A 26,496-nucleotide genomic window follows, 5' to 3' on the forward strand; every position below is an offset into this window, starting at 1 on the left:
TAGCTGCGGCCAATTTTGCCTAGAGAACCGGCGCTTTTGACCCGGTAACCGCCGTGGCACACGACTTGAAACCAGACAGATAAGATGATCTTCCTGAGGCAAGGCAAAAAACATAAAGCTATGAAAAGATTTGTTTTTTTAAACAGGCCCCATAGAGCTACCCGGCAAATTCCGCCGGGTGACAGGCGGCTTTTGCCCATGACGGAAGCGAACGGAGCGTTTTCATGTCGCTGAACACCATCATGAATATCGGCATGTCCGGCCTGATGACGGCTCAGGATCAGTTGCATGTCGTTTCCGACAATATCTCGAACGTCAATACGCCAGGCTATATCCGCAAGATCGCCACCCAGCAAAGCGTGACGATCGGCGGGGTCGGCATGGGCGTGCAGTCCGGCCAGGTCAAGCTGGCGGCCGATCAGTATCTCGAAGCCGCCTCCTTCAGCGCCTCGGCCAATGCCGGACAGGCTGACATCAGCTCCAGTATGCTGGATCAGATTCAGTCGCAATTCGGCGACATCACCGATTCCAACAATATGTTCAACCTGGCCTCGACCACCCTGTCGGATATGAGCCAGGCCGCCGAAACCGCCACCTCGAGCCCGGCGCGCCAGCAGGTCTTGTCGGATCTGTCCACTTTTCTCAATACGGCCGGTGGTGTTTCCAGCCAGATCCAGCAGGTGCGCGCCAATGCCGACAGCCAGATCGGCACCGATGTCGATACGATCAACGGCCTGCTCAAGAATATCACCGATCTCAATGCCACGATTTCCAGCGCCACGGTCACCGGCCAGGACGCCACCGGCGCGCAAACCACCCAGACGCAATATCTCGACCAGCTCTCCAAACTGGTGGACATCAATGTCACGCAAGACACCAATGGCGGCGTGACCGTACGTACCAATGCGGGCCTGACCCTGGCCACCGGCTCGACCGCCGCCACGCTCAGCTACACGCCCGCTGCCAATGTTGACGCCACCACCAATTTTTCGCCGATCACCGTAACGGGCGTGAATGGCGAAACGCGCGACATGGCCGATTATCTGTCATCGGGCGAACTGAAGGGTCTGATCGATGTGCGTGACACCAGTTCGGTGGCGGTCAATGACCAGCTCAATGAATATGTGCGCCAATTCACCAATACGCTGAACGCCGTCCATAATCAGGGCAGCGCCGTACCCGCCCCCGCCAGCCTCACCGGCAAGAATACCAGCCTGACCAGTTCGGAAGCCGTGTCGGGTTTTACCGGCCAGACCAATATCGTCACCCTCGATTCGAGCGGCAATATCACCCATACGCTCGGCATTGATTTCACCACGGGCAATCTGACGCTGGACGGCGCCGCAGCCGGCACCTTCACCGCCGCCAATTTCACCAGTCAGGTCAACAGCGCGCTGGGCGGTTCGGCCACGGTTGGCTTTGCCAACGGCGTGATGACCCTGTCCGCCTCCGGCAGCGGCGGCAATGACGGCGTGGCCGTGGTCGATCCCGCAACCGGCGGGGCCACTAAGCAGGGTCAGGGATTTTCGCAGTTTTTCGGCCTCAATGACCTGATTTCATCGGACGTACCGACCAGCTATAATACCGGGCTTTCCGGCAGCGACAATTCAGGCTTCGCCCCCGGCAGCGAAGTCGATTTCGCGCTCAAATCATCTGACGGCTCCACCCTCTCCACCGTCAACTTCGCCGTGCCCTCCGGTGCCACCACCATGAGCGATCTGGTCAATGCACTGAACGACACAACGAGCGGCGTAGGCCGCTACGGCACCTTCTCGCTCGATTCCAACGGCGCCCTGACCTTCAAGGGCTTCGGCAATCCGCCCAATACATTGAGCGTGAAATCGGATCAGACCTCGCGCAACGGCACCGGTGCCTCGTTCAGCCAGTTCTTCGGCCTGGGCGGCACGCAGGGCACCATCGCCACCCGTGTGGGGATCAATCAGGCCGTCAATAATAATCCTTCCCTGCTGGCGCTCGGCCGTGTCAACCTGTCGGCCAGCACCGGCACCGCCGCCTTGTCGGTCGGCGACGGCAGCAACGGGCTGGCCATGGCGGGCGTTGGCAGCCAGAGCGTCACCTTCGCCAAGGCGGGCCTGAATGGCGGCGGCGCGTCAACGCTCAACCGTTATGGCTCCGATCTGGCCGGGCAGGTCGGCAACCTGTCCTCACAGGCCAAAAACAATGCCGATGCCAGCGATGCCCTGCTGACCGAGGCCAATTCACGACGCAGTTCGCAAGAGGGCGTCAATCTCGATGAAGAGCTTGTCAATCTCACCACCTACCAGCAGGGCTACAGCGCCGCCAGCCGCCTGATTCAGGCCGCAAAAGACATGTATGATGTCCTGCTCAACATGATGGGATAAGGAGACACAGATGCGCATCTCCACCGGCCAGATCTGGGCCAATTCACTCAATAACCTGATGCAGGCCCAGCAACGCGAGAACGAGGCCAATACGCAGGTGTCCACCCAGAAGGTGGCCACCGACCTGGCGGGTTATGGTTCGACCAGCGGCGTCATCGCCGCCTATCAGTCTTCGCTGGCCACCACCACCGGCTATCTCGGCGTCGCCCAGACGGTCACCGACCGCCTGTCCAGCCAGGACACGGCGCTCACCACCACGTCGCAATCGGCCTCCGACGCCAAGGATTCGATCATGAGCGCCCTGGCCAGCAATGATGGCTCCACCGTCATGCAAAGCCTGCAAGGCGCTTTTTCCGAGGCGCTCGACGGCCTCAATTACGAACATAATGGTTCTTATCTGTTCGCCGGCGGCAATGACAATACACCGCCCGTCAGCATTGGCAGTATGTCGCAACTCAGCGGGTCATCGGTGACGGTGGCCTCGGTCTTCACCAATGGCACAGTCAAGAAATCCTCGACCATCGATTCCAACACCACCTTGCAGACCGGTATGCTGGCTTCCGATCTCGGCACCAAGCTGATGCAGGTGTTCAAGGATGTTCAGGATTATAATGACGATCCGACCACGGGCCCCTTCGCCAATCCGCTGACCGATGCCCAGACCACCTTCCTGACCACGAAGGCGCAGGAATTTTCCGACGCCTATAGTGGTCTGGTCAATCAGACCTCGCTCAATGGCGTCATGCAGAAACGCGTCGATAACACGACCACGTCGTTGCAGGGGCAATCGGATTCGCTGAACCAGCTCATCACCACGCGCACCTCGGTGGATATGTCCACGGCAATCACCGATCTTCAACAGGCGCAGGTGGCGGTGCAGGCCTCGGCGCAGGTTCTGGCCAGCCTGAACTCATCCTCATTGCTCAACTTGCTGAAATAGAGCCCGCTCTAGCAATTTCGCCAGGTTTCCACTATCTAGCCGTCTATGGAAACCTGTCCCGTCCCCCTGATGGCCTCGGCCGATCTCGACGCCGCCATCGCCGCCACGCGGGCAAGCGTGGGGCTGCCCGCCGGGGCGCGCATCGTGGCGGCCATGTCGGGCGGCGTCGATTCCACCGTGGTGGCGGCTTTGCTGCATCAGGCGGGCTATGAGGTGATCGGCGTCACCCTCCAGCTTTACGACCACGGCGCGGCCCTGAAAAAGAGCGGGGCCTGCTGCGCCGGTCAGGACATTCACGATGCGCGTCTGGCCGCCGAAAAGATCGGCATACCGCATTATGTGCTCGATTATGAAAGCCGTTTCCGCGATTCCGTCATTGAGGAATTTGCCGATTCTTACTTGCGCGGCGAAACCCCGGTGCCGTGCATCCGCTGCAATCAAAGCGTCAAGTTTCATGACCTGCTCGATGTGGCGCGCGATCTCGGGGCCGAAGCTATGGCCACTGGCCACTATGTCGAGCGCTCGCCCGAAGGCCATCTGCGCCGTGCCGCCGATCAAAGCCGTGACCAGAGCTACTTCCTGTTCGCCACCACGCGCGACCAGCTTGCCTTTTTGCGCTTTCCGCTGGCGGGAATCCCCAAGCCGCAGGTGCGCGACATTGCCCGTCAGCTTGGCCTGAGCATCGCCGCCAAGCCCGATTCGCAAGACATCTGCTTCGTGCCGGAAGGCAAGTACACCACCCTGATCGACAAACTGCGTCCGCAGGGCCGCGAACCGGGCGCGATCCGCCATATCGACGGGCGCATCCTCGGCCAGCACAGCGGCATTACCGGCTATACGATCGGCCAGAGGCGCGGCCTCAATATCGCCGTCGGTGAGCCTTTGTTCGTCACCCGCCTTGATGCCGAAGCGCGCGAAGTGGTGGTGGGGCCGCGTGAAGCCCTGCTGACCCGTGGCCTGTCTTTGAAGGAAATCAACTGGCTGGGCGATGAGCCTGATCTGATGGACGCCGCCCGCTCAGGCAAGCGCGTACTGGCGCGCGTGCGCTCCACCCGTCCGCCCGTGCCCGCCCGCTTAAGCCTTAATGGCAATGGTGCCGGTCTTGTGTTTGAAAGCGCCGAGGAAGGCGTAGCCCCCGGTCAGGCCTGCGTGCTGTACGATCCCGCCGACGAAGGCCGCGTGCTCGGCGGCGGCTTCATCGCCAGTACAACCGCAGCCGCCTGAACGCCGCCTCGCATTCTTGTGCGCTAAACGCTTCGCTGTTTGAGCGCGGGCGGCGGCTTCATCGCCAGCACAACCGCAGCCGCCTGAACGCGGACAACACCTCCTCCCTGTGCCGCAGGCATGGGGAGGTGTCGGCATAGCCGACGGAGGGGTCTCTGCCTCGCCGGTAAACCTTATTCCGCCGCCGTTTCCATGGCCAGGCGCGCCAGTTCGGCGATTGATTTGGCCTCCGGGTTACGCTGGATAAAGACCTCGCCCCTTTGCACCGGTTCGCTGCACTCGGCGCAATAGGTAACGGGCGACAGAACACAGCCGCAGCGGCTGTGAAACACCTGAACGAGCGGCGTTTCGTCACGATAGACGTGTTTGGCGCCCCAATCCATCATGTGCATAAGGATGCCGCGCAGGTCATAACCTTTCGGCGTCAGGACATATTCATGACGCAACGGGCGCAGGCAATAGACGCGCTGCTCGAAAATGCCCTCGGCCACCAGATGCTTGAGCCGTGAGGCCAGCACATTGCGCGCCAGACCCAGGGCTTCCTGCCATTGCTCAAAGCGCGTAAGGCCGCGAAACGCATCGCGGATGATCAGCATGGTCCACGGCTCACCGATAATATCGAGGCAGGCGGCGGTTGCATCTCTCTGACGGGAATAGTCGGCGGAACGACCCATGACGTCTGATCCTGTAGGCTAAAGCGCATCCGGCCAGTAAACGGCCCGAATGCGCGCCAAAACAAAACCCAAAATAAGCCTGGAGCACCAAGCCCGACAGGCTCAGATCCATTGATTTCAGGACAGCAGGCAAAAGCCTGCGGCGTTATTATATACGCACACGTCCCGGCGATCCGTCGCTAAACCAGCCTGCGGCAGGATAAAATTTCTGAAATCAGCAAGTCTCAGCGATTCATGGCGTAGAGCGCCGAGAGGGCATGGGCCATCAGGGCCTCGTCGCTATGGACAAAATCCTGCTCGAACTGCCCGGCCTGCCCCGCCTGAGCTGCCTGCCAATGCACGAGCAGGCTGGCACCACCATCAAGCCCGATCAGCACGCTGTCATGCTGCGCCCTGATGCTGGCGGTGCAATCCGTGGCGTAGCTGCCGCAATCGCTGGCATAGGCCCCCGCATGAACCACGCGCACATCGGGCGCCGCCCCTTCGGCGGAATCGAAGCTGGTAACGCGAATATCCTTATAGCCTTGCGCCGTATTGAGGCGGATATGCACGGCGATGCGGCCCGAATTGGGCTCGGCCACCAGCATGAGCTGATCGGTACGGCCATCGCCGTCGAAATCACCTTCGCGCGGCAGTTCCGGCGCTGTCTGGCTGAGGGCATTGAAATCAGGCGTCATCACGGCAGCCTGGGCCGCGCCTGTCATCAGGCTCATGCCCATCAGGCCTGTCATCGCCGCCAGGGCGATCATCGCCATATCCTTGCGCATACCGGAAATCATCACCACTGTCCTCACCTGTCATCGGGGCGATCTGTTCCGAAACCGGACAGTCGCCTCCACCTCACGGATTGATCACGCAAGGCCGATGCCAGCTTTGCCATAAAGCGGCGGCAACGACAATAAGATTTTGTTAACTATGAAAGCGGCTGTTTTTGCTGCGAAAACGTCTGCGCCTCTCCCCGAACACCTGCCTGAGCCCTCGTCCCATCCGTATCAGGCCCGTACAACAGCCACGACAGGTCGGGCCCGTGGAAACCCGGACGATCGCCACAGGCCATCAGCCGGATCAACGTATCGCTTCCCAAACTCAGTAACAGCATGTTCGCCTCCGATTCATTTCTGAGAATGAGAATAAATCGCAATTTGAAAAGAGCAAGAGGCCGTGCGTCACGTCCGCGTGAAGCTGTTTGGACTTTACATATTCAGGGCTTGAGGCTGACCGCACCGATCGTGGCCGGTTCGGGCTTATCTGATATGGCATTGCCGCCGTCATCGAGATTATCCCACTGGCTGCGCGCCACGAAGATGAAGTGGTCGCCATCCACCAGCCCCTGCGCCGGTTGCGACATCTGGCTATCGCCACGCAGCACCACCTGCGATGAGGTGACGCTTTTCCAGTCGTCCGACATGTGCAGATGCAGGATCTTATTGGGTTTGAAACCGTTCTGCACGGCGATCAGATCATGGCCATACAGGCTGAGCGAGGTGATGCCGAGCAGCGACCCGTCGGCAGGCGGCGCCAGATGCGACATTTCACCCGTTTGCAGATCGATGCGGTAAAGGCCGGAAATGAAGTCCGACACGATCAGCACCGAGCCGTCTTCGTTTTCCGCCAGCCCCTGCGGGCTGTCCATATAGCCTTCGGGAATCAGGGTTTGCAACTCACCGGTATAGTCGTTCAGGCGCAGCACCGAGCTATGATAGGCATCGACGACATACAGATCATCCTTCCCGGCCAGCAGATGACCGAACTGGCTGTTTTTGTCGGCCGTCACCACCGTCTTGACCGTGCCATCGGCGGGATCGACCGTCACGATCTTCGACACCAGATCGGCCTTGGGGTCATAGCCGGTCGTCTGGCGCGTAGCGGCGGTGGCGACCCATAACAACCCGCCATGCAGGCCCAGACCGCTGGCGGCCACGCTGGGGCGGAAGGTGATGACATCGTGCCCGCCGGACGGCTGCAACAGGATGATCTTGCCATTGCGCAAGGTCGAGATGAACAATTGCTGGCCTTCGGGCACATAGGCCAGACCGTCAGCCAGTGTAAAGCCCGGCAAGGTGGCGGCCACGTGCATCTCGCCGACAGGCGCGGCATTGGCCTTTTGCAGGGCCTCCATATCGGCATTCCAGACCGGGTTGAATTCCGGGTTCTGCTTGAGATCGACCAGAAAGCCGCGTTTGAGATAATCGGTCAGCGCCGCACGCGCCACATCCTTATGATCCTGCTTGAGCGCCGTCTGCGCCTCCAGCAGCAGGATCGACGGCGAATCGGGGATCAGGCCCTGCGCCTGCTCAAAACTGGCATAGGCGGCATTGGGATCGCGCCAGTCAAGCGCCTGCATCCCCTTGGCACGGTCGGCGCGGAACTGGCCGAGCAAGGAGGCGGGGTCGATGGTCTGGGCCGCCGCAGCCAGGCTGAGAAGCGGAAGAAAAGACGCCAGCCCCAGGGTCGCCAGTCGAATATTGCGCATTACTTTTCCTCTGCCCTGCGCGGCCCGGACGGCCCGCGTTCGCTGGACGCGCCGTGGTCGCCAAGCCCGATCGGCACCGCCGTGGAGGCGCGCACCGAGCGCATGATGATCCGGCTTTCTACCCCGGAAACGAGGTCGGAGGCCAGCAGCTTATCACGCAGGAAATCGTCATAGGCGTGCATGTCGCGCGTCATCAGGCGCAGCATATAGTCTTCGTGGCCGGTCACCGTGTCGCAACTGACCACTTCGGGCCAGTCGGCCAGCCGGGCTTCAAAGGCTTCAAGATTGGCGCGCGACGGCAGGGACAGCTTGACCGACACATAGACCTCAAAACTCAGGCCCAGTTTTTCAGCATCGAGCAGGGTGACGCGCTTGCGGATGACGCCCAGATCCTCCAGCCGCTTGATGCGCCGCCAGCACGGCGACGGCGACAGCCCCACCTGCTCGGCCAGCTCGGCCACGGAGAGCGAGGCATCGTTCTGGATCAGGTTGAGGATTTTCGCATCCAGCTCATCGATCAGATCGGACAAAAAAACCTCGTGTGACTGAAAATTGACAATGCGGTCATCTTATCACGCCTTTTGCGGAAATATCCTGCCTCAGGCAGGAAAATACCGCGGGGTGTTTTAAATCTGTCAAAATCGGATTAGGTTTCCTGCGCTATTTCGGGAATTTTCATGCGTATCCTCAATATCATGCTGGCGCAGGTGCGCGGCGGCGTCGAAACCATGTCGCTGCGCTATCACGAGGCCATGAAACCGGCCGGAATAGAGGTGTTGAGCCTCGGCCATCCCGAAGGCGTGCTCGGCCAGAACCTGCCGCCCGATGATTTTCGCCCGGTGCGCGCCCTGATCAACCACGATCCGCTGGCCGCCCTGACCATTCGCCGCATTGCGCGCGAGGTGCGCCCCGACCTGATCCTGACCCACGGCAACCGCGCCACCGGTATCTGCCTGCTGCCCTGTCTCGGCACGGCGCGGCGCACCGTGCAGGTGGTGCATAATTTCCGTCACAAGGGCCAGAGCGGCCATTTGCGCGCCGCCATCTGCGTATCAGCTTCGGTGCATGACAGCGTGCGCCGCGCCCACCCCAATCTGCCCATCTATGATCTGGCCAATTTCGGCCCGTTGAGCGACCGGCCGGTCAAGCCCGCGCCGCAGGGCACGGTGGTGCTGGGCACACTGGGCCGCCTGCATGTCAACAAAGGCATCGACATCATGATCCGGGCGCTGGCGTCCTTACGCGCCCGCGGCTTAGATGTGCGCCTGCGCATCGGTGGCGACGGCCCGCTGAAGGACGAAATGGTGGCGCTGGTGCGGCTGCTCGGCCTCGAACACAGGGTCGATTTCGACGGCTGGGTGAGCCGCGCCGCCGATTACCTGCACGCACTCGACCTGTTCGTGCTGCCGTCGCGCGTCGAACCGTTCGGACTGGTGGTGGCCGAAAGCATGGCGGCGGGCGTGCCGATCGTGGCCACCGACATCGACGGCCCGAAAGAGATTCTGCTGGATGGCGTGCTGGGCGTCTTAAGCCCAAAAGACGACCCGGACGCCCTGGCCTTCGCCATCGCCACCGCCCTGTCCGACTGGCCCGCCACGCTGAAAAAAGCCCGCGCCGCGCAAACCTACGCCCTGACCCATTTCAGTCTGGACGCCGGCAAGCGCCGCCTCGTCGAAACCCTGAACCAGATCGCCGCCGGTCTTTGAAGCCTTTGGCCGCCGCCCGGCCAAGTTTCTTCGCAAACAGGCTTGAACCCGTCCGGCAGATTGGCTATAGGGCCATCCTTCCGGAGACGCACATGCGGCGTCTGCGTGAAGCCTGGTTCGGTTGGGTAGCTCAGATGGTTAGAGCGGTGGATTCATAACCCACAGGTCGGCGGTTCGATCCCGCCTCCAACCACCAGACATTTCCGCCTGTTGTGAAGGGCGCAAAGTGGCCTGCCGACCGCGTGAAATTCCATGACACATGACCCCACGCGACAGAGTCTCGCGCCACAGTCCAGACCTCTTGCGGATACGCAGGCGACGAACTGACGTGTAGGGATAAAATATGGTACACCGAAAAAGGCCGGAACCTTGTATATCGATGAAGGCCGGATCAATCGGCACATAATCCCCCTGCTGGGTAGCCGCAGGGTGCGCGACCTGACGACACCCGACATAAACCGCTTCATGCGTGACGTGGCGGCGGGCAAGACGGCGGTTGACGTGAAGACCGGGCCAAGAGGCCGCGCCATTGTGGAAGGCGGCAACGGCACGGCGGCGCGCACGGTTGGCTTGCTGGGTGGCATCCTGTCCTTTGCCGTGTCCGAAGGCATTATCAGCATAAACCCCTGCCGAGGCGTCAAGCGCCCTGCTGACGCCCGCCGCGAGGTGCGCCTTAGCCCGGAACAATATCGCGCCTTAGGGAACGCCCTGCGCGCCTCTGACGCCAATGCAGAGGCATGGCAGGCTGTCGCGGCCTTTCGCCTGATCGCCTTCACCGGTTGCCGTCTGGGCGAAGTGCAAAAGCTGAAATGGTCAGAAGTCGATTTGAGCGGCCACGCCTTGCGCTTATCGGATAGTAAAACCGGCCAGTCCGTGCGGCCCCTTGGTGCGGCGGCGGTATCGCTCTTATCCGAATTGCCACGCACCGGCCCCTTTGTGTTTCCCTCGCCTACAAACGGAAAGGCGGCCTATGGGAGCCTGCCGAACGCATGGAAGCGGATCATGGCCCGCGCCCTCACCACCGACCCGGAAACAGACTTATCCGGCCTGACGCCTCACGGCTTGCTCCACGCCTTCGCCCGCACCGGCGGCGATCTGGGCCTAACGGAAATCACGATTGCGGCCCTGCTGGGCCATACGGCGGCCACTGTGACAGGGAGATATATCCATCACCTTGACACAGCCCTGATAGCGGCTGCGGATCGTGTGGCGGCCCGGATCGGCGCGCATATGGACGGATCGGACGAAGGCGCGGCGGTTGTGCCTTTCAAACGGGCATAGCGCCTATGACGAAACGCAAACTATAATTGACAAAATGAAACTAAGGGCGTATTTATAGTCATGATTGAAGTCCGCCAAACTGATGAATTTTCCGATTGGCTTCATAGCCTAAAAGATATTCAGGCGAAGGCCCGCATTGTTTCCCGTGTCCGGCGCTTCAGCCTTGGCAATCTGGGCGATGTTAAGCCAGTTGGGCAGGGTGTCAGTGAGGCGCGACTAGATTATGGCCCCGGCTACCGTCTCTATTTTGTTCAACGTGGCGCGGTGGTGATCCTGCTGTTGTGCGGCGGCACGAAAAAGGGCCAGCAAGCCGATATTGAAAAGGCCAAGGCATTGGCAGAGGTGTACGAATGAAAAAAACAGCGGGCAAATTTGATGCGGTTGCGTATCTCGATAGCGAGGCGATGATTGCCACCTATCTGGAAGCGGCCTTTGAGGAAGGCGATATTGACCTGATCCGCGCAAGCTTAAATGATGTTGTGCGCGCTAGGGGGGTTCAGGACATGGCCAAGGCCACCGGCCTGACGCGCGCGGCGCTTTACAAGGCTATTGGCGAAAACGGCAATCCGACCCTTTCCACTCTGCTGGCCATGACAAAGGCGCTGGGCGTCAAGTTGTCTGTGGCGGCCTGATAAGGCGGCGTGGCGCAAATCGCTTAGGAAGCGAGGCTGTTAGGTAATGCTAGGGTGTGTGCCCGCGATATAGGAGTTGATGAAATGACGGCTTACATCGAAATCGAACATCCCGGCGTGACGCTGAAGGAAGACTTTCTTGACGCCTTCAACGTGCGCCCCGGCGCGCTGGCGGCGGCGATCCACGTAGACCGCGCCGCAATCAAAAACATTATCGACGGCAAACGCTCTGTTACTGCGGAAATGGCGATCCGGTTGGGCCTGTTTTTCGGCACCACCGCTGATTTTTGGCTGAACCTGCAAAAGGATTATGACCTGCGAATCGCCAAGCGGGAAAAGCTGGCACGACTCTCCTTTGAAATTAACCCTCTGCATGTAGCGGCCTGAAACTGATGGATAACAACTATCTTGGAATCACAGTAAGCGGTGTTTCGCTCACACCTTGACGGCGTAGTTGCAAGGGAGAAGGTGGTCGATCTGGCTTTGCTTATGTCCGCCCGCGATGGCCCTTAGGGTGTTGGTCAGGTAGGCATGGGGATCGATGCCGTTCAGTTTGCACGTTTCGATCAGTGACGCGATGATGGCCCAGTTTTGAGCGCCGGCGTCATGGCCTGCAAAGAGAGCGTTTTTCCGGTTCAGGGCGATAGGCCGGATCGTGCGTTCAACAGTGTTGTTGTCCAGCTCGACGCAGCCGTCGTCGAGGAACTGGCAGAGGCCGCCCCAGTATTTGGCGATGTAATTCAATGCCTCGCCAAGCGGCGATTTGGCGGCGACACGGCTGCGGTGATTGTTGAGCCATGCCTCTATATCGGCCACTACGGGGCCAGATCGTAATTGTCGTGCAGCCAGACGCACCGCCGGATCGCTACCGCGGATGTCCCCTTCGATCTTGTAGAGATCGGCGATGCGCCTGAGGCCCTCTTCGGCGATTGGCGCCGGACCGGCGCGGGTAATCTCAAACAGCTTACGACGGGCATGCGCCCAGCAATAGGCCAGCCGGATTGCCGGGCCGATACGGTCGGGTGCGATCAGGCGATTGTAACCGGCATAGCCGTCGACCTGCAGAATGCCGGTGAAGCCCTGCAAGATATGTTCGGCATACTGCCCGCCACGCCCGGGCGCGTAGGTGAAGGCCACACCAGGCGGCGCCGCACCGTTCCACGGTCGGTCATCGCGGGCCAGGGCCCAGAAGTATCCGGTTTTTGTTTTACGTGCGCCGGGATCAAGTACCGGGGCGCGGGTTTCATCCATAAAGAGCTTGGTGGATTGCTTCAGATTGGCGATCAGGGCGCCCCACACCGGGCGCAACTCGAACGCGGCCCGGCCAACCCAGTCAGCCAGCGTAGACCGGTCAAGGTCAACGCCTTGGCGGCTATAAATCTGGGCCTGCCGATACAGGGGCAGATGGTCGGCATACTTACTGACCAGCACATGAGCCACAGTCGCCTCAGTCGGCAGGCCACCGGGAACGAGGCGCGCCGGAGCAGAGGCTTGAGTTATGCCATCCGTGCAGGCCCGGCAGGCATATTTGGGGCGGCGGGTGACGATGACGCGGAACTGCGCCGGGATCACGTCCAGCCGCTCGCACCTGTCTTCACCAATGCAATGTAAGCCGTTGCCGCAGGCACAGAGCAGACTGTCAGGCTCAATAACCTCTTCGATGCGGGGCAGATGGCCGGGTAAGGCCCCGCGATTGCCAGCGCGAGACTTTGCAGCCCGTTTACCACAAGGCGCATCGGCCTCTTCCTCAGCATGGATCGCGGCGATAGCGGTTTCAAGGTCTTCCAGGGCCAGTTCAAACTGACCCGGCTCGGCCTTCTCGGATTTGCGCCCGAAGGCGGCCTGCCTGAAGGCGGCGACCAGCTTCTCCAATCGCTCGATCCGGTCATCCTTGCGCAGATTGCGGGCCTCAGAAGCCACCAGCATGGCTTTGAGAACCGCTATATCATCAGGCAAATTGGCGGGGTTGAGCATGACGGCAATCTAACAAAATCCGCTTTTACCTTCCTGCCTAAAATGCCCCCCGAGTCATCTTGTCGCAGCTATTCCACCGCCTCCGGTGCACGCGCCTCCAGGGCCCGGACTCGGCGCCAGTCCAGCCCCGAGAACAACGCCTCAAACTGAGCATGGCTAAGGCTCATAAGTCCGTCCTTGATCGCCGGCCAGGTGAACACATGCGCCTCCAGCCGTTTATAGGCCATCACCAGTCCGGTGCCGTCCCAATAGAGCAACTTCAGGCGGTCCGCCTTGCGCGACCGGAAGACGAAGACCGTGCCGGTGAAGGGGTCTTTGTGCAATTGGTTCTTCACCAGTGCGGCAAGACCATCATGCCCTTTACGGAAGTCGATTGGCTTGGTCGCCACCATGATCCGTACCCGGTTTGACGGGAAGATCATACCGACGCCATCATGGCACACGCAACTGCCGCAATACGATCTGCTGAAGCGTCGTCTTCAAGACGGATCGTCACATTCCCGACCACGATCTCAGGCCTGATAGCCGGATGCGTAGCCGCGACCGGGGCCGGTTCGCTGACCACCAGAGCGCTAAATTCAACGTCGTCCTCAGGCGCCGGCAAGATCAACTTGCCCCTCCGCGCCAAGGTGCGCCATGAAGACAGGTGGTTCGCCTTTACCCCGGCACGGCGCGCCACTTCATTGACGCTTACCCCAGGCCGCAAGGTCTCTGCAACAAGCCGCGCCTTGACCTCATCCGGCCATCGGCGCGAACGCCGGGTCCCACTGCGGACCGCCCTTCCAGTGAGAATCTCCGGTGTAGTCTCCATGGAGAAAGTCCCTCTCGTTCAACTCTGAACAAGCCATGCGCAGATCAATGCCGAAAAGGGAACGTGGGGGCAGAACACCGCTTACGAATCACATCCCTTTCTGAACAAGACTTCCTCATCGCTACGAACGATGAGATTGACCTTGAGGCTCAAGCTTGGAACGCATCAGACGAACCTCGTCGCCAAACGTTGCTGAGAGCATTGCTTCGCGTGGAGCAGGCGAAAATGGCAGGTAGTTACGATTCAGAGCGCGCGGCCATCAACGATAAAATAAAAACGGCCATGCTCCCTATGAGTCCAGAAATTTTAGAGGTAATGGAACGTAATCGCCTGATCGCACCAGCGCTTGCTACGAATTTGGCTGGTCGTGTCCCAGCGAGTGGTGTAACTGGGTAAGAGCGTAGCGCATGGCTCGCTGCCCATTCAAAAGGGCAAAGCGAGCCTTAGCGTAGCGGGTTGGTCATCAGTGATTTTCGGATAGGTTTGGGTTGCGACACTCATTCCAGAACGAAAGAACACCGATGACCGACGATATGATGGCCCTGAAAGGGCTTGTTGAAAAGACCTCAGACAGCGATTTGTTGCGCGACATGATCAGCTTCACGGCTGAACGCTTGATGGCATTGGAAGTGAGCGGCATGACCGGTGCCGGCTACCATGAGAAAACCGGCGACCGGCTGGTCCAGCGCAACGGCTATCGTGACCGAGACTGGGAAACACGCGCAGGCACGGTCGAGCTTCGGATCCCGAAGCTTCGTAAAGGCAGTTACTTCCCGGGTTTCCTGGAGCCCAGGCGCATGGCCGAGAAGGCACTGACGGCTGTGATCCAGGAGGCTTACGTTCAGGGTATCTCGACGCGCTCTGTCGATGATCTGGTCAAGGCGATGGGGATGAGCGGCATCTCCAAGAGTCAGGTCAGTCGGCTGTGCGAAGAGATCGATGACCGTGTGAAGGCTTTCCTGAACCGCCCCATTGAAGGGGAATGGCCATACATCTGGATTGACGCTACGTATCTGAAGGTGCGCCGGGGCGGCCGTATCGTCTCGGTCGCCGTCATCATCTGCGTTGGCGTCAACAGCGACGGCAGGCGTGAAGTGCTGGGCATGGAGGTCGGCACCTCGGAAGCCGAACCGATCTGGGCAGAGTTCCTGCGCAACCTGACACGCCGGGGCCTGCGTGGTGTCAAACTTGTGGTCTCTGATGCCCACATCGGGATCAAGGGTGCCGTCTCCAAGGTTCTCAACGCCACCTGGCAGCGCTGCCGTGTTCACTTCATGCGCAATGTCTGCGCCCATGCCGGCAAGAGCGGGCGACGCGTCGTCTCTGCCTTCATCGGCACGGCCTTCGCCCAGGAGACGGCGGAAACGGCGAGTACCCAATGGCGAAACGTCGCCGACCAGCTCAGGCCCAAAATGCCAAAGCTGGCCACGATCATGGACGAGGCTGAGCACGATGTCCTGGCCTATATGACCTTCCCGAAGGAACACCGCATCAAGCTGCACTCAACCAACCCCATTGAACGGCTCAATGGCGAAATCAAGCGTCGCTGCGATGTCGTGGGCATCTTCCCAAACGACGATGCCATCACCAGACTGGTCGGCGCCATCCTGCTCGAACAGAACGATGAATGGGCGGTTCAGCGCGGGCGCTACATTACCCTTGAAACCATCGCACAACTCAGCGATGATCCACTTCTCAGCATGCCAGCCGTGGCAAACTGAGCGAAACCCGGACCTGTCCGGAAGTCATTGATGCCAAGCGCTCAATTACACCACGCCCTGGGGCACGATCCTAGAACCCTATGTCCTATTCAGAAACCCGGCTGCTTCGTCGCAAGGAAGCGTCTGACTATCTCGCCGAAAAATATGCGATTTTCCGCAAGCCCGTCACTCTGGCAAAATACGCCACGGTTGGCGGTGGCCCCGCTTTCCGAAGCGCCGGTCGCTACCCCATTTATTCGGTCGCTGACCTCGACAAGTGGGCTGAATCTATCATGTCCCCGCTGAAAACGTCCACCAGCGACAAGGGGGCGGAATAATCATGCAGCATCATAAGATCGCCCCCGGCACGGATTTAGTGCGCGGGGGCGGTGGTGGTTTGCTTTACGGTAACATCACCCCGGATAGCATTATTCTCACCTCACGCAAGGGCTATGCGGGCCGTCTGAGCCGCAAATTTGGCCTGCCTGACACCATTGTCCGCCTGAGCGTTGAATTGGCTCTGGGAGGCGCGCATGTCTAAGCCCGACTTCTCCCGCCCACCTCACTCGCGCAATGACGCTACTGGCGAAACCGCCCGCCTTGCTGCGATTTACAAGGCCGCCACCGCGCCAAAACAGCGTGAACGGGTTTATGGCGTCTTGCTGGCCTCTGGCTATGCCATGACGCCCGAACAAATCACCCGCGCCCTGCATGAAGCTGGCGGCCATGACCTGCTCATGTCGATCCGCCCACGTTGCTCCGAACTGGCCCGCATGGGTTTGATCCGCGACTCTGGTGAACGCGGCATAGGTGAAGGCGGTTGCAAGGCGATCAAATGGCAGGCCGTCACCACCGGCACGGCAGAAGGGGCGCGCGATGAATAATCTCCCCCTGCCGATTGGCCAAATTGCCAAAAATGCCAGCGAAGAAATCCGCGTGGCGCTTCAGGAGTTCAAGGGCCTGACGCTTCTCGATATGCGGGTTTATGGGCGGTTTTCGGCGGCCAAGACCTTCAAACCGACTACGAAGGGTATCAGCCTTAATCCCGCCCTTCTGCCTGAACTGATCCGCGTCTTGCAAGCCGCCGAGTGTGACGCCCGCAAGCTGGGTTTAATCCCCCCGGCGGAATAGCCTCAAAGGCCATGTTTGAAACTTCACCGAAAGTCTAAAACCGGTGAAGTTTCAAACGGCCCTTATTTTTCTTTTAAATCAATAGATTAAGGGCGTTTCGGCGGTGGTTCGTATAATATATATAATACGCGCGCGGATATGGTATCAGACACCTTTTGCTGTTTTCAGCCGGTGGTGTGGCGGTCAAGCTGTTGATGCAGCAAGGATTATCCGCAAGCCATGAAGAATAAATCCTTGGCACCGGATACCCTTCTGGCACCGGCTGAAGCGAGGCCGGAGCAGCTATCCAAACGAGCAAGCGAACGGCCTCGCGTTTCCAAACTCAGTCCTCAAAAGCGAAAGGGGCGGCGCGGTGGTGCACGTAATAGCGCCATGCGTCAAAGCCACGGCCTTACCGATAAGCAGGTTCTGCGGCTGTTGCAGGCGACCTTAAACGCTGATCAGGCTGGCTTACCTTTGAACCGGATGATTACCCTGCACTGGCAACATGCCGGGATTAGGCTTGATCACATGGCGAAGGCGACCGGGCGCTATCTTGACCTGATCAGCAAGGCCATAACACGACACGATGGCCATACGGCTTACATTTGGACGCATGAGAACGGCCCCGGCAAGGGCGGTCATTGTCATATTCTCATTCACGTCCCGCCGCGCCACGTCAAGCGCATCACGAAGCTGCAAAGGGGATGGATCGAAGGCATTACCAAACGCCCCTACAAGACCCGCACAGTCCTGAGCCGCTCAATCGGTGGACGGCTTGGCCTTGAAAGCACCGCGCCTGATCAGCACTTCGCCAACCTAGACGCCGCGCTGTCCTATGTGATCAAGGGCGCATTGCCTGACGTTGCGGAGAGATTTGATATGAGGCGGCATGAACCGGGAGGGCTTATTATCGGCAAGCGCTGCGGCATGTCTCAGAACGTTGCGCCCAGCCAAGACCGCGATCATGCGATAGCGAGTTAGAGACAGACATTCCGCCCTAAGGGAGGGGTGGGTCGAAAACCTAAGGCCAACCTTCCCAAGACCGGTTGTGGCCTCAATTTAAATTGCTAACACAGGTTTTCTCTGCCGTTCACGCACGCGCGACGCTCCGATTTTTCTGAGGTCTGTGGCTGGGCGTCAATTCCCCGCACGCGCAAGCGCGCGTGTAATACCTTGTATTGATGCGCGCGTTAGCTAACCTCAACATGCTGACCTTCCAAACTTATCAAATGTTATCATTTAAGCCCCGATCCCCGGCGAAAAAGTACTAAGAAATGCTAAGGTGGCGGCCCTGCATGTTTGCAAAAGCTTGCATTGAAGCGGTGACCTCAAGACTATCCTTTCCAGTCGGTTTGATCGTCATGTGACGTGACGATCCAATTGCCTTCCACTTCAGGTTCGCGCCCGTCATGATCTGCCTCAAGGTCGCGGGTGCCAGACTTACCCCAGCCTAATTGATTTACCCGGCCCTCCGGTTCCCCTAGCGAGGGTTCCCATTCGGATTCATCGAAAAGCCTGTCTTCGGCCGGATCGTGCTCACGGTTGTCATTCACGCCCTGCGCCCAATCGCGTTGATTTTGATAAGGGGCGGTGGTGACGCTGCCTAAGTCCGGTTCAAGGTCAGGGTCGCCGTCTATTTCGTCCAAGGCGGCTATGATCTGGTCAAGCGCCCATTCCAGTTTGCGGGCGACTTTAACAAGGCGCTTGCGAGCCTGACGCTTTTGCTCTGCCGGGTGCATGACGATGCGCTGTCTCATAGCGTCACCACCGAATTATTTTGCGTCCCCGAAATGCCGACTTTGTGCGCTAAGCGTCCCCCTAGCGTCCCCCGCCATTTTCGGCAGAAGCTAAAACTACATAAGTCATTGATTTGTAATGGCGCACCCGAAGGGATTCGAACCCCCGACCTCTGCCTTCGGAGGGCAGCGCTCTATCCAGCTGAGCTACGGATGCGTATTTTTGTCAGGCGCGTCTAAACGGCCAGCGAACGGCGCGGAACCTAAGCTAAACCCCGTTCGCGCTCAACCGATAAAATGCCGCTCCTGAAAATAATCAGCCCGCATGATGCCCCATACGATGCGATGATTCACGCACCACCAGTTCCGGCGAGACGATAATGCCCTCATGCGCCGTGGTTTCGCCGTGATCGAGCGCTTCGACCAGCAGTTCGAGCCCGCGCCGGCCTAAGTCGAATATGCCGACGCGCAGGGTGGTGAGCGGCGGCGCGGTGAAGCGCGAAATCGGAATGTCGTCAAAGCCCACCACCGCTATGTCATAAGGGGCCCTGACGCCTGCCTCGCTGAGCGCCAGCAGGCAACCCAGCGCCATCATGTCATTGGCCACGAAGATGGCGTCGGGCCGTTCGGCCTGGGCCAGAAAGGCGCGCGTGCCCGCATAGCCCGATTCCTCGGTGAAATCGCCTTCATAGATGGCGTGAGGCGTCAGGCGCGCCGCCTTCATGGCCGCAGAAAACCCGCGCTGGCGTTCGCGCGCCTCGAAATTACCGGCGGGCCCGGAAATGTGGGCGATGCGCGTGCGCCCTTCGGCAATCAGGTGGCGCGCCGCCGTCACGCCGCCACCGTAATTATCGACGCTGATCGAGCCCTGCTCCACCTGACCAACGCGGCTGGCAATCGTAACCAGCGGCAGGTTGATCGGCAGGATGGCGGCCAGATTTTGCGAATCGACAAAGGGCGACATGACCAGCAGGCCATCGACCCGCCCGCCCCAGGCGCGCAGGATCGCCACGGCCTCATCGAGATTGGCGTGCGAACCGGCCACCAGCAGGTGCAGGCCACGCGCCCGCGCCGCCACATCGATGCCGCGAATGATTTCGGCGAAGAATTCGCCATACACGTCGGGCAGCAGCACGCCGATCGTGTTGGTGCGCGACATGACCAGCGAACGCGCCCCGCCATGCGGCACATAGCGCAAGCTCCTGGCCGCCTCCAGTACGCGCTGGCGAACGCCCTGTGTGACATTATCAAGCCCGTTGATAGCGCGTGACGCCGTGGCGATCGACACACCGGCCTCGCGGGCTATATCTTTGAGTGTGGCGGCGCTCATACTGGTTTTTCTCCGGTTATCTCAGATGTAAACGCTTCCAATGGGCCTGTAAATCGCTTCCCGGATGCCAGACCGGGCAATAATGCGGGCAGGATGAACGACCATATGATGTTTGCACACGGCTATGAGATTGACGCGGTGCAGCGTTGTGGCTTAAGGAGAAAATGAGTTTTTGCAAAAGGTTTTTGCCCGCCATGAGCGACACCCTGATTCCTCCTCCCGAAATCATCTATGTCGATACCCACAAGGTGGCCTGTAATGGCGGCGGCGGCGCGCTGGGCCATCCGCTGACCTATTACGAGCTGGGCGAGGACGGCACGGTGGAATGCGGCTATTGCGACCGCAAATTCGTGCATCAGGATCATGCCCACGACTATATCGATCCGGCCCCGCGTCCGGAAGGCGAGCACTAGGATGCGCTTCCTGCACACCATGGTGCGGGTAAGCAATCTCGATGCCGCCCTGCGTTTTTTCTGCGAAGGTCTGGGCCTGCGTCAGGTGCGCCGCATGGACAGCGAACAGGGCCGTTACAGCCTGATCTTCCTGTCGGCCGACGAAGACGCGCATCTCGGCGCGACAGCGGAGTTACGGGGACAGGCTGAAGTCGAGCTGACCTGGAACTGGCCCGATGAGCATGGCGCGGTCGAGGTCTATACGGGCGGGCGCAATTTCGGCCACCTCGCCTATGAGGTCGATGACATCTACGCCACCTGCCAGCACCTGGCCGATATGGGCGTGGTGATCAATCGCCCGCCGCGCGACGGCCAGATGGCCTTCGTGCGCTCGCCCGACGGCATTTCGGTGGAGCTGCTGCAAAAGGGTGAAGCGCTGCCGCCTGCCGAACCGTGGGCTTCGATGGCCAATACCGGCGTGTGGTGACCGGTCGATCTTTAAGCGGCTTAACGGCTGGAAGCTCGTCGCCCAACATATTCTCCCGCCCCTCTCCGCCACTTTGATTTGGCAGCGTCCGCATATGCCGCTATGAACAGCGCCTATGCCAGATCATGAGCCCACCATGCCCGATGCCGCCACGTCCGACACGCCCAAACGCCTCGTCCTGATCGATGGTTCGGGCTATATTTTTCGCGCCTATCATGGCCTGCCGCCGCTCACGCGCAAATCGGACGGCCTGCCGGTAGGGGCCGTAGCCGGCTATTGCAACATGCTGTACCGCCTGATCAAGGAGCATCGCGGCGATGATGCGCCGTCGCATCTGGCCGTGATTTTCGACGCCGCCGCCAAGACCTTCCGCAACGAAATCTATGACGGTTACAAGGCGCATCGCCCGCCCGCGCCCGAAGACCTGATCCCGCAATTTCCGCTGATCCGCGAGGCGACGCGCGCCTTCGGTCTGCCCGCCATCGAACTGGAAGGCTTCGAGGCCGACGACCTGATCTGCACCTATGCCCATCTGGCTGTGCAGCGGGGCTTCAAGGTCACCATCGTCTCGTCGGACAAGGATCTGATGCAACTGGTGACCGATGAGGTCAGCCTGATGGACCCGGTCAAGGCCACGCCGATCGGCCGCGAACAGGTGATTGAAAAGTTCGGCGTGCCGCCCGAACGGGTGGTCGATGCCCAGGCCCTGATCGGGGATTCGTCTGATAATGTGCCGGGCGCACCCGGTATCGGCGTGAAAACCGCCGCGCAATTGCTGACCGATTTCGGCGATCTCGACGCCGTTCTGGCGCGCGCTTCGGAGATCAAGCAGGAAAAGCGCCGCCAGACCCTGATCGATTTCCGCGACCAGATTTTGATGTCGCGCGAACTGGTGCGGCTGCGCTGCGATGTCCCGCCGCCCGCCGACATTGACAGCTTTGCCTTGCGCGAACCCGATGCCGATGTGCTGAGCGCCTTTCTGGCCATGATGGAATTCGCCTCTCTGGCCAGGCGTGTCGGCGGCACCTTAAGCCTGATGCAGGGCACGGCGATGGACAAGCTGCCGAGCGCGCCCGTTTCGCGTCCGCTGTATGGTGCGCCGAAAGCCGCACCGGCGCAAACCGCGCTTCTGCCCTTCGATCTCGACGCCTATGCCTGCGTTCAGAGCATCGAAGAGCTGCGTGGCTGGATCGATGAGGCCTATGCGGCGGGCGTGGTGGCGGTCGATACCGAAACCGACGACCTGTCCGCCTCGCATTCCGGCCTGTGCGGCATTTCGCTGGCCACGGCCCCCAATCGCGCCTGCTATATTCCACTCGGCCATACCGCTGCGGAAGGCCTCGATTTTGGCGGCGACTTTGGCGGCAACTTTGGAGGTGGGGGGGCAGGCCTGACCCAGATTCCGCTGCAACAGGCCATCGCTGCGCTCAAGCCCCTGCTCGAAGACAGAGGCGTGCTGAAGATCGGCCAGAATATCAAATATGATCTGAGCGTATTGCATCGCCACGGCATCGACGTAACGCCCTATGACGACACCATGCTGATCAGTTATGCGCTCGAAGGCGGGCTGCACAATCACGGCATGGATGAGCTATCCGAACTGCATCTCGGCCACACGCCCATCCCGTTCAAGGAGGTGGCCGGTTCCGGCAAGAACCTGAAATCGTTCAAATATGTCGATCTGACTCCGGCCACGCGCTATGCCGCCGAGGACGCCGACGTGACGCTGCGCCTGTGGCATATCCTCAAACCGCGCCTTGCCCGCGAAGGCCAGATGGCGATGTACGAAACGCTGGAGCGCGGTATGCCAGCCGTGCTGTCCGAGATGGAACTGGCCGGAATCCGCATCGACCCGCAGGTGCTGCAATCCCTGTCGCACGATTTCGGCACGCGGATGAGCGAGCTGGAAGCCGAGGCGCACGCCCTGGTGGGCCGCCCGTTCAATCTCAACAGCCCCCAGCAACTCGGTGTCATTTTTTACGATGAGATGCAGCTTCCCGGCGGCAAGCGCACGGCGTCAGGCCAGTGGGCCACCGATGTGAAAGTGCTCGAAGACCTCGCCGAAAAGGGCCAGCCGCTCGCTAAACTATTGCTCGATTATCGCCAGCTTGCCAAGCTGAAGGGCACCTATACCGATAATCTGATCGGCCATGCCGACCCGCAGACCCAGCGCATCCACACCAGCTTCCATCTGGCCGCCACCCCGACCGGACGCTTAAGCTCCAACGAACCCAATCTGCAAAACATCCCGATCCGCACGAAGGAAGGCCGCAAAATCCGCCGCGCCTTTATCGCCAAACCAGGCCACAGGCTGATCAGCGCCGACTACTCACAGATCGAGCTGCGCATCCTCGCCCATATCGGCGATATTCCGCAACTGAAGGCGGCCTTTGCGCGCGGCGACGACATCCACGCCATGACCGCTTCGGAAATGTTCAGCGTGGCGATGGAGGACATGACCTCCGAAATCCGCCGCCGCGCCAAGGCGATCAATTTCGGCATCATCTACGGCATTTCGGCGTTCGGACTGGCGAACCAGCTCGGCATCGAACGCGGCGAGGCCGGGCGCTATATCGAAACCTATTTCGAGCGCTTTCCCGGCATCAAAGCCTATATGGACACAACCAAAGCCTTTGTGGCCGCCAACGGTTTTGTCACCACCCTGCATGGCCGCAAAATCCATATCCCGGAAATTAACGGCAAGGGTGCGCAGAAAGCTTTTGCCGAACGCGCCGCCATCAATGCGCCGATTCAGGGCACCGCCGCCGACATCATTCGCCGTGCCATGATGCGGATGCCAAAGGCTCTGACCGAGGCCGGTTTCACCACGAAGATGCTGTTGCAGGTGCATGACGAACTGATCTTCGAAGCGCCCGACTCCGAGGTCGAGGCCGTGATCCCGCTGGTCAAGCAGATCATGTCCGACGCCGCCCTGCCCGCCATCGAGATCAGCGTGCCGCTGGTGGTGGAAGCCCATGCCGCGCTCAACTGGGACGAGGCGCACTAAAATGGGCATTTGCATAATTACAAATTTGTAGTTATATTATGGGCCATATTATCTTTGAATGGGACGAGGCCAAAAACCTTTCCAATCAGCAAAAACACAATGGCGTCAGCTTTAAAGAAGCCAGCCAGGTTTTTCGTGATCCCCTGCATCTTTCGATTCAGGATCGTGTCGAGAACGGCGAGCAACGCTGGCAAACCTTTGGAATTGTAGGCCATTTCGTGCTACTGGTGGTGGCGCATACCCTCACCCAAACCGATCGGGATGGACAGTCTGTCGAGATTGTCCGCATTATTTCCGCGCGTCGCGCCACGCGCAGGGAAAGGCAATGGTATGAGAATGAAAACAATTAGTCACACATTGGAAACCCTGCCGCCTTTGAACGACGAAGACCGTGCGCATCTGGCCGCGCTGGCCGCCGAACCGGATCAGGCGATTGAGCTGGGCGACATGCCCGAATTGAGCGACGAACAGCTCAGGACAGCCGTGCGCGGACGCTTCTATCGACCCATCAAACAACAGATCACGGCGCGGCTCGACGCCGATGTGCTTGACTGGCTCAGATCTCAGGGCAAGGGCTATCAATCGCGCATCAATACCATTCTACGCCGGGAAATGCTGGCGGCTTTGAAATCAAAACGGGCCTGACCTCCATGCCGGAAACCACCATCGTCAAACATCTCGACCATTTCAATATCCAGACCCGCGACATGGCGGGCACGATTGCCTTTTACCACGACCTGCTGGGTCTGGTGGCCAGGGGGGCGCCGCGCCGCGACCCATCCGAACGCCAGTGGCTCTATGCCGGTGAGCGCGCCGTCATCCACCTCAATCTGTTCGGCACCGACAACACGATCCCGCGCGACGTTCAGCCCGGTGCGGGCACGGGCGCGATCCACCATATCGCTTTTGAGTGCGACGGTTTCGACGAGATGCTGGCCCTGCTGAAGGCGCGCGGCACCGACTATGGCTATGCCGACCTATCGGAAATCGGCCTGCGCCAACTGTTCGTCACCGACCCCAATAATGTGCTGCTGGAGCTGAATTTCCGCAGCGCCTGACTCTTTGGAAGCTTAAGCCTATTTCGCCTTGCCATCATGCGGTTCGATGATGCGGAATTCGCCGCTTAAGTGCATCAGACTCATCATATAGAGCATACCGTCGAAATAGCGCTGCTCACCAGAAGGTACGGGCGTGTCCCACAGCGTCTTCAGAAAGGCGTCCGGCACGGCACCGGGCGTCGCCGCCAGACTGCCGACCGCCGTGGTCGCCACCATGCCAACCGAGTGGCGCGTCGATAAGGGCTTGCCGTCCAGCGTGTAGCGGTCGGCGAAGCTGTTAATGCCCTGACCATAGAGGAAGGTCTGGATGCGATTGCTGAGTGCGCGTTCGCGGTCATCCTTGCCCCACCAGCTATAGTCCACCGACCAGTTGCTGACCGTGCGCCAGCTATCATAGCCGAACGGATCAGGCTGGCCATCTCTGGTCAGCAGGGTCGAGCCGTCAAAATGGCTGCGGTCGGGTGCCAGACCGGTCTGCGGGGCGGTGACGCGATCAAACAGATCGCGGCTGACATCGGCGGCCCTGGCCCAGAAGGCGCGATCTTCCTTCGGCCCCCAGCGCGCCCACAATTCATAAAAGGCGGGCAGATGGTAGGAGGCGTCGGTGCCGGTCACATTGGTTTCCGGCACGAAGCGGATCATGGTGTGGGCCTCATCGACCATCGGCCCCACCGTCACCTGATGGGGTTTGTTGTCGAAATGATAGGGCGGCCACGGCGTGCCGTCCTTCTCGGCCTGCGCCTGCATGGCGCGATTATTCAGGCTGGGCCACGGCGTTTGTGGTGCGACGAAGGGGGGATCCTTGGGGTGAATGCGAAACGGCGTCGTGCCGGTCAGCACCGGATGGTGCCGCATATCACGCAGAATCTTGTCCGCCTCGGCCTGATAATTATAGATGCCCTTGCCATTGCCCCAGCGATTGGCGGCGAAATAGAGCGCCATAGTGAAATATTCCTCGCCGTCCGGCGCGGCGCTGGTGGAACGCGGCGTGCCATCGGTATTCATCGACCAGGCGAAATAGCCAAGCGAGGGATTGTGCGGATCGGTGGTCAGCATATAGGTGTGGGCCCAGTTCCACAGGGCGTCGAACTCGCGTTTCTTGCCCAGTTCGACGGCAATCATCATGCCGTAGCTCATCCCTTCCGTGCGCACATCATTATTGGCCCAGTCGGTGATATAGGCCAAGGTGCCATTGGCATTGGCACCCGTTTCGAAATAGACGCGCTGTTCCTGACCGTCTCCGTGGAAAAGCTGCTGGAAGGTGGCCTCGACCTTTTGCCGGGTGGCCGCCGGACTGACGCCCAGACGCTCAGCGAACAAATTGTGGTAGATGTGCGTCTTGTAAGCCCCGTTGCCATCGCCCGGATGGCGGGCAAATGGCCCTTGAGGCGCATCGACATAGCCATTATCCGCCGTCATCGGCGGCGGGGTGGAGGCTGCCTGCGTCTCGGCGTGAACCGGCAAGGCGGCCAGCATGATGATAGCGGTAACATTGCCGAAAAGGCCGACGCGGCTCAACATTATTCTAAAATCCTCCTGAGACAATCATACGGCTTATCTGCGCCGGATCAGGGCGCGCAGCCTTCGCGGCTCAG

At 60.0% G+C, this 26,496-nt stretch carries 31 protein-coding genes and 2 tRNA genes; 22 read left to right on the plus strand and 11 right to left on the minus strand.

Annotation, left to right across the window (positions count from 1 at the left end; all coding sequences use genetic code 11):
• Positions 1-224 precede the first annotated feature (224 nt).
• Genes flgK through mnmA form a run of 3 tightly spaced genes read left to right on the plus strand, consistent with a single transcriptional unit; the run spans position 225 to position 4,527 of the window.
• Positions 225-2,363 (plus strand): flagellar hook-associated protein FlgK, encoded by a 2,139-nt coding sequence (gene flgK / locus QB905_RS09150; RefSeq protein WP_282974582.1) that lies wholly within the window; start codon positions 225-227, stop codon positions 2,361-2,363.
• A 10-nt stretch (positions 2,364-2,373) separates the two neighbouring features.
• Positions 2,374-3,303 carry a flagellin gene (locus QB905_RS09155; RefSeq protein WP_282974584.1) on the plus strand — a complete coding sequence of 310 codons (930 nt, stop codon included), beginning with the start codon at positions 2,374-2,376 and terminating at the stop codon, positions 3,301-3,303.
• Between the two features lie 45 nt (positions 3,304-3,348).
• A complete protein-coding gene (mnmA, locus tag QB905_RS09160) occupies positions 3,349-4,527 on the plus strand; it encodes a tRNA 2-thiouridine(34) synthase MnmA (RefSeq protein ID WP_282974585.1) in 1,179 nt (392 codons plus the stop codon).
• 173 nt (positions 4,528-4,700) lie between these two features.
• Here mnmA and QB905_RS09165 read toward each other — a convergent pair whose 3' ends face one another.
• The 4 genes from QB905_RS09165 to QB905_RS09180 form a co-directional block, all read right to left on the minus strand.
• A complete protein-coding gene (locus QB905_RS09165) occupies positions 4,701-5,201 on the minus strand; it encodes a winged helix-turn-helix transcriptional regulator (RefSeq protein WP_282974587.1) in 501 nt (166 codons plus the stop codon).
• A gap of 224 nt (positions 5,202-5,425) precedes the next feature.
• The gene (locus QB905_RS09170) at positions 5,426-5,980 is read right to left on the minus strand and encodes a hypothetical protein (RefSeq protein WP_282974588.1); all 555 of its coding nucleotides are present in this window, start codon (positions 5,978-5,980) and stop codon (positions 5,426-5,428) included.
• 422 nt (positions 5,981-6,402) lie between these two features.
• Complete coding sequence (locus QB905_RS09175) at positions 6,403-7,674, minus strand: hypothetical protein (RefSeq protein WP_282974590.1); 1,272 nt, start codon at positions 7,672-7,674, stop codon at positions 6,403-6,405.
• The gene (locus QB905_RS09180; RefSeq protein ID WP_282974592.1) at positions 7,674-8,204 is read right to left on the minus strand and encodes an Lrp/AsnC family transcriptional regulator; all 531 of its coding nucleotides are present in this window, start codon (positions 8,202-8,204) and stop codon (positions 7,674-7,676) included. Before QB905_RS09180 ends, QB905_RS09175 begins: the two co-directional genes overlap by 1 nt.
• 147 nt (positions 8,205-8,351) lie before the next feature.
• Between QB905_RS09180 and QB905_RS09185 the strand changes: the two genes are divergently transcribed.
• From QB905_RS09185 to QB905_RS09210, 6 genes are all read left to right on the plus strand, one after another.
• Positions 8,352-9,380, plus strand: a complete 1,029-nt coding sequence (locus QB905_RS09185; RefSeq protein WP_282974594.1) for a glycosyltransferase — start codon at positions 8,352-8,354, stop codon at positions 9,378-9,380.
• Between the two features lie 119 nt (positions 9,381-9,499).
• A tRNA-Met gene (locus tag QB905_RS09190) sits at positions 9,500-9,576 on the plus strand.
• Positions 9,577-9,749: 173 nt separating this feature from the next.
• A complete protein-coding gene (locus tag QB905_RS09195) occupies positions 9,750-10,661 on the plus strand; it encodes a tyrosine-type recombinase/integrase (RefSeq protein WP_282974596.1) in 912 nt (303 codons plus the stop codon).
• 60 nt (positions 10,662-10,721) lie between these two features.
• Complete coding sequence (locus QB905_RS09200) at positions 10,722-11,015, plus strand: type II toxin-antitoxin system RelE/ParE family toxin (protein ID WP_282974597.1); 294 nt, start codon at positions 10,722-10,724, stop codon at positions 11,013-11,015.
• On the plus strand, positions 11,012-11,293 hold the full coding sequence (locus QB905_RS09205; RefSeq protein ID WP_282974598.1) for an addiction module antidote protein: 282 nt from the start codon (positions 11,012-11,014) through the stop codon (positions 11,291-11,293). Before QB905_RS09200 ends, QB905_RS09205 begins: the two co-directional genes overlap by 4 nt.
• Before the next feature lie 84 nt (positions 11,294-11,377).
• Positions 11,378-11,680, plus strand: coding sequence for a HigA family addiction module antitoxin (locus tag QB905_RS09210; RefSeq protein WP_282974599.1), 303 nt, complete (start codon positions 11,378-11,380; stop codon positions 11,678-11,680).
• A 48-nt stretch (positions 11,681-11,728) separates the two neighbouring features.
• Here QB905_RS09210 and tnpC read toward each other — a convergent pair whose 3' ends face one another.
• The 3 genes from tnpC to tnpA form a co-directional block, all read right to left on the minus strand.
• On the minus strand, positions 11,729-13,267 hold the full coding sequence (gene tnpC, locus QB905_RS09215; RefSeq protein ID WP_282972944.1) for an IS66 family transposase: 1,539 nt from the start codon (positions 13,265-13,267) through the stop codon (positions 11,729-11,731).
• A 68-nt stretch (positions 13,268-13,335) separates the two neighbouring features.
• Positions 13,336-13,689 (minus strand): IS66 family insertion sequence element accessory protein TnpB, encoded by a 354-nt coding sequence (tnpB, locus tag QB905_RS09220; protein ID WP_282972945.1) that lies wholly within the window; start codon positions 13,687-13,689, stop codon positions 13,336-13,338.
• Positions 13,686-14,078: an IS66-like element accessory protein TnpA gene (gene tnpA, locus QB905_RS15320; protein WP_461781760.1), complete on the minus strand. Its 393-nt coding sequence runs from the start codon at positions 14,076-14,078 to the stop codon at positions 13,686-13,688. Before tnpA ends, tnpB begins: the two co-directional genes overlap by 4 nt.
• A gap of 63 nt (positions 14,079-14,141) precedes the next feature.
• On the opposite strand from tnpA, the gene QB905_RS09225 reads away from it, so the two are divergent.
• From QB905_RS09225 to QB905_RS09255, 7 genes are all read left to right on the plus strand, one after another.
• Positions 14,142-14,474 (plus strand): hypothetical protein, encoded by a 333-nt coding sequence (locus QB905_RS09225; RefSeq protein ID WP_282974601.1) that lies wholly within the window; start codon positions 14,142-14,144, stop codon positions 14,472-14,474.
• A 125-nt stretch (positions 14,475-14,599) separates the two neighbouring features.
• Entirely contained in the window at positions 14,600-15,799 is a 1,200-nt protein-coding gene (locus tag QB905_RS09230; protein WP_282973106.1) for an IS256 family transposase, read from the plus strand.
• A gap of 80 nt (positions 15,800-15,879) precedes the next feature.
• On the plus strand, positions 15,880-16,116 hold the full coding sequence (locus QB905_RS09235) for a hypothetical protein (protein ID WP_282974602.1): 237 nt from the start codon (positions 15,880-15,882) through the stop codon (positions 16,114-16,116).
• Positions 16,117-16,118: 2 nt separating this feature from the next.
• A complete protein-coding gene (locus QB905_RS09240) occupies positions 16,119-16,319 on the plus strand; it encodes a hypothetical protein (RefSeq protein WP_282974604.1) in 201 nt (66 codons plus the stop codon).
• Positions 16,312-16,662, plus strand: a complete 351-nt coding sequence (locus QB905_RS09245) for a hypothetical protein (RefSeq protein WP_282974605.1) — start codon at positions 16,312-16,314, stop codon at positions 16,660-16,662. The genes QB905_RS09240 and QB905_RS09245 overlap by 8 nt, the downstream gene beginning before the upstream one ends.
• Positions 16,655-16,909 (plus strand): transcriptional coactivator p15/PC4 family protein, encoded by a 255-nt coding sequence (locus QB905_RS09250; protein WP_282974606.1) that lies wholly within the window; start codon positions 16,655-16,657, stop codon positions 16,907-16,909. The genes QB905_RS09245 and QB905_RS09250 overlap by 8 nt, the downstream gene beginning before the upstream one ends.
• Positions 16,910-17,128: 219 nt before the next feature.
• On the plus strand, positions 17,129-17,872 hold the full coding sequence (locus QB905_RS09255) for a hypothetical protein (protein WP_282974608.1): 744 nt from the start codon (positions 17,129-17,131) through the stop codon (positions 17,870-17,872).
• 353 nt (positions 17,873-18,225) lie between these two features.
• Here QB905_RS09255 and QB905_RS09260 read toward each other — a convergent pair whose 3' ends face one another.
• The 3 genes from QB905_RS09260 to QB905_RS09270 all read right to left on the minus strand — a co-directional run bounded on the left by QB905_RS09260 (position 18,226) and on the right by QB905_RS09270 (position 19,957).
• The gene (locus QB905_RS09260; RefSeq protein WP_282974610.1) at positions 18,226-18,648 is read right to left on the minus strand and encodes a hypothetical protein; all 423 of its coding nucleotides are present in this window, start codon (positions 18,646-18,648) and stop codon (positions 18,226-18,228) included.
• A 119-nt stretch (positions 18,649-18,767) separates the two neighbouring features.
• Positions 18,768-18,844 (minus strand) — tRNA-Arg (locus QB905_RS09265).
• A gap of 99 nt (positions 18,845-18,943) precedes the next feature.
• Positions 18,944-19,957: a LacI family DNA-binding transcriptional regulator gene (locus QB905_RS09270; protein ID WP_282974612.1), complete on the minus strand. Its 1,014-nt coding sequence runs from the start codon at positions 19,955-19,957 to the stop codon at positions 18,944-18,946.
• A gap of 194 nt (positions 19,958-20,151) precedes the next feature.
• Here QB905_RS09270 and QB905_RS09275 point away from each other — a divergent pair, with 194 nt between their 5' ends.
• From QB905_RS09275 to QB905_RS09300, 6 genes are all read left to right on the plus strand, one after another.
• A complete protein-coding gene (locus tag QB905_RS09275; protein WP_282974614.1) occupies positions 20,152-20,370 on the plus strand; it encodes a zinc-finger domain-containing protein in 219 nt (72 codons plus the stop codon).
• Position 20,371: 1 nt separating this feature from the next.
• On the plus strand, positions 20,372-20,836 hold the full coding sequence (locus tag QB905_RS09280; protein ID WP_282974616.1) for a VOC family protein: 465 nt from the start codon (positions 20,372-20,374) through the stop codon (positions 20,834-20,836).
• A gap of 115 nt (positions 20,837-20,951) precedes the next feature.
• Positions 20,952-23,843, plus strand: coding sequence for a DNA polymerase I (polA, locus tag QB905_RS09285; RefSeq protein WP_282974619.1), 2,892 nt, complete (start codon positions 20,952-20,954; stop codon positions 23,841-23,843).
• A gap of 38 nt (positions 23,844-23,881) precedes the next feature.
• A complete protein-coding gene (locus QB905_RS09290; RefSeq protein WP_282974620.1) occupies positions 23,882-24,193 on the plus strand; it encodes a BrnT family toxin in 312 nt (103 codons plus the stop codon).
• Positions 24,180-24,488 (plus strand): BrnA antitoxin family protein, encoded by a 309-nt coding sequence (locus tag QB905_RS09295; protein WP_282974622.1) that lies wholly within the window; start codon positions 24,180-24,182, stop codon positions 24,486-24,488. The genes QB905_RS09290 and QB905_RS09295 overlap by 14 nt, the downstream gene beginning before the upstream one ends.
• 5 nt (positions 24,489-24,493) lie before the next feature.
• Positions 24,494-24,901 carry a VOC family protein gene (locus tag QB905_RS09300; RefSeq protein WP_282974624.1) on the plus strand — a complete coding sequence of 136 codons (408 nt, stop codon included), beginning with the start codon at positions 24,494-24,496 and terminating at the stop codon, positions 24,899-24,901.
• Between the two features lie 18 nt (positions 24,902-24,919).
• Here the strand turns inward: QB905_RS09300 and QB905_RS09305 are convergent, their stop codons facing one another.
• Entirely contained in the window at positions 24,920-26,422 is a 1,503-nt protein-coding gene (locus tag QB905_RS09305; RefSeq protein ID WP_282974625.1) for a glycosyl hydrolase family 8, read from the minus strand.
• Positions 26,423-26,496: the final 74 nt, after the last annotated feature.

This window comes from Asticcacaulis sp. EMRT-3 (genome assembly GCF_030027245.1).
Lineage (GTDB): Bacteria > Pseudomonadota > Alphaproteobacteria > Caulobacterales > Caulobacteraceae > Asticcacaulis.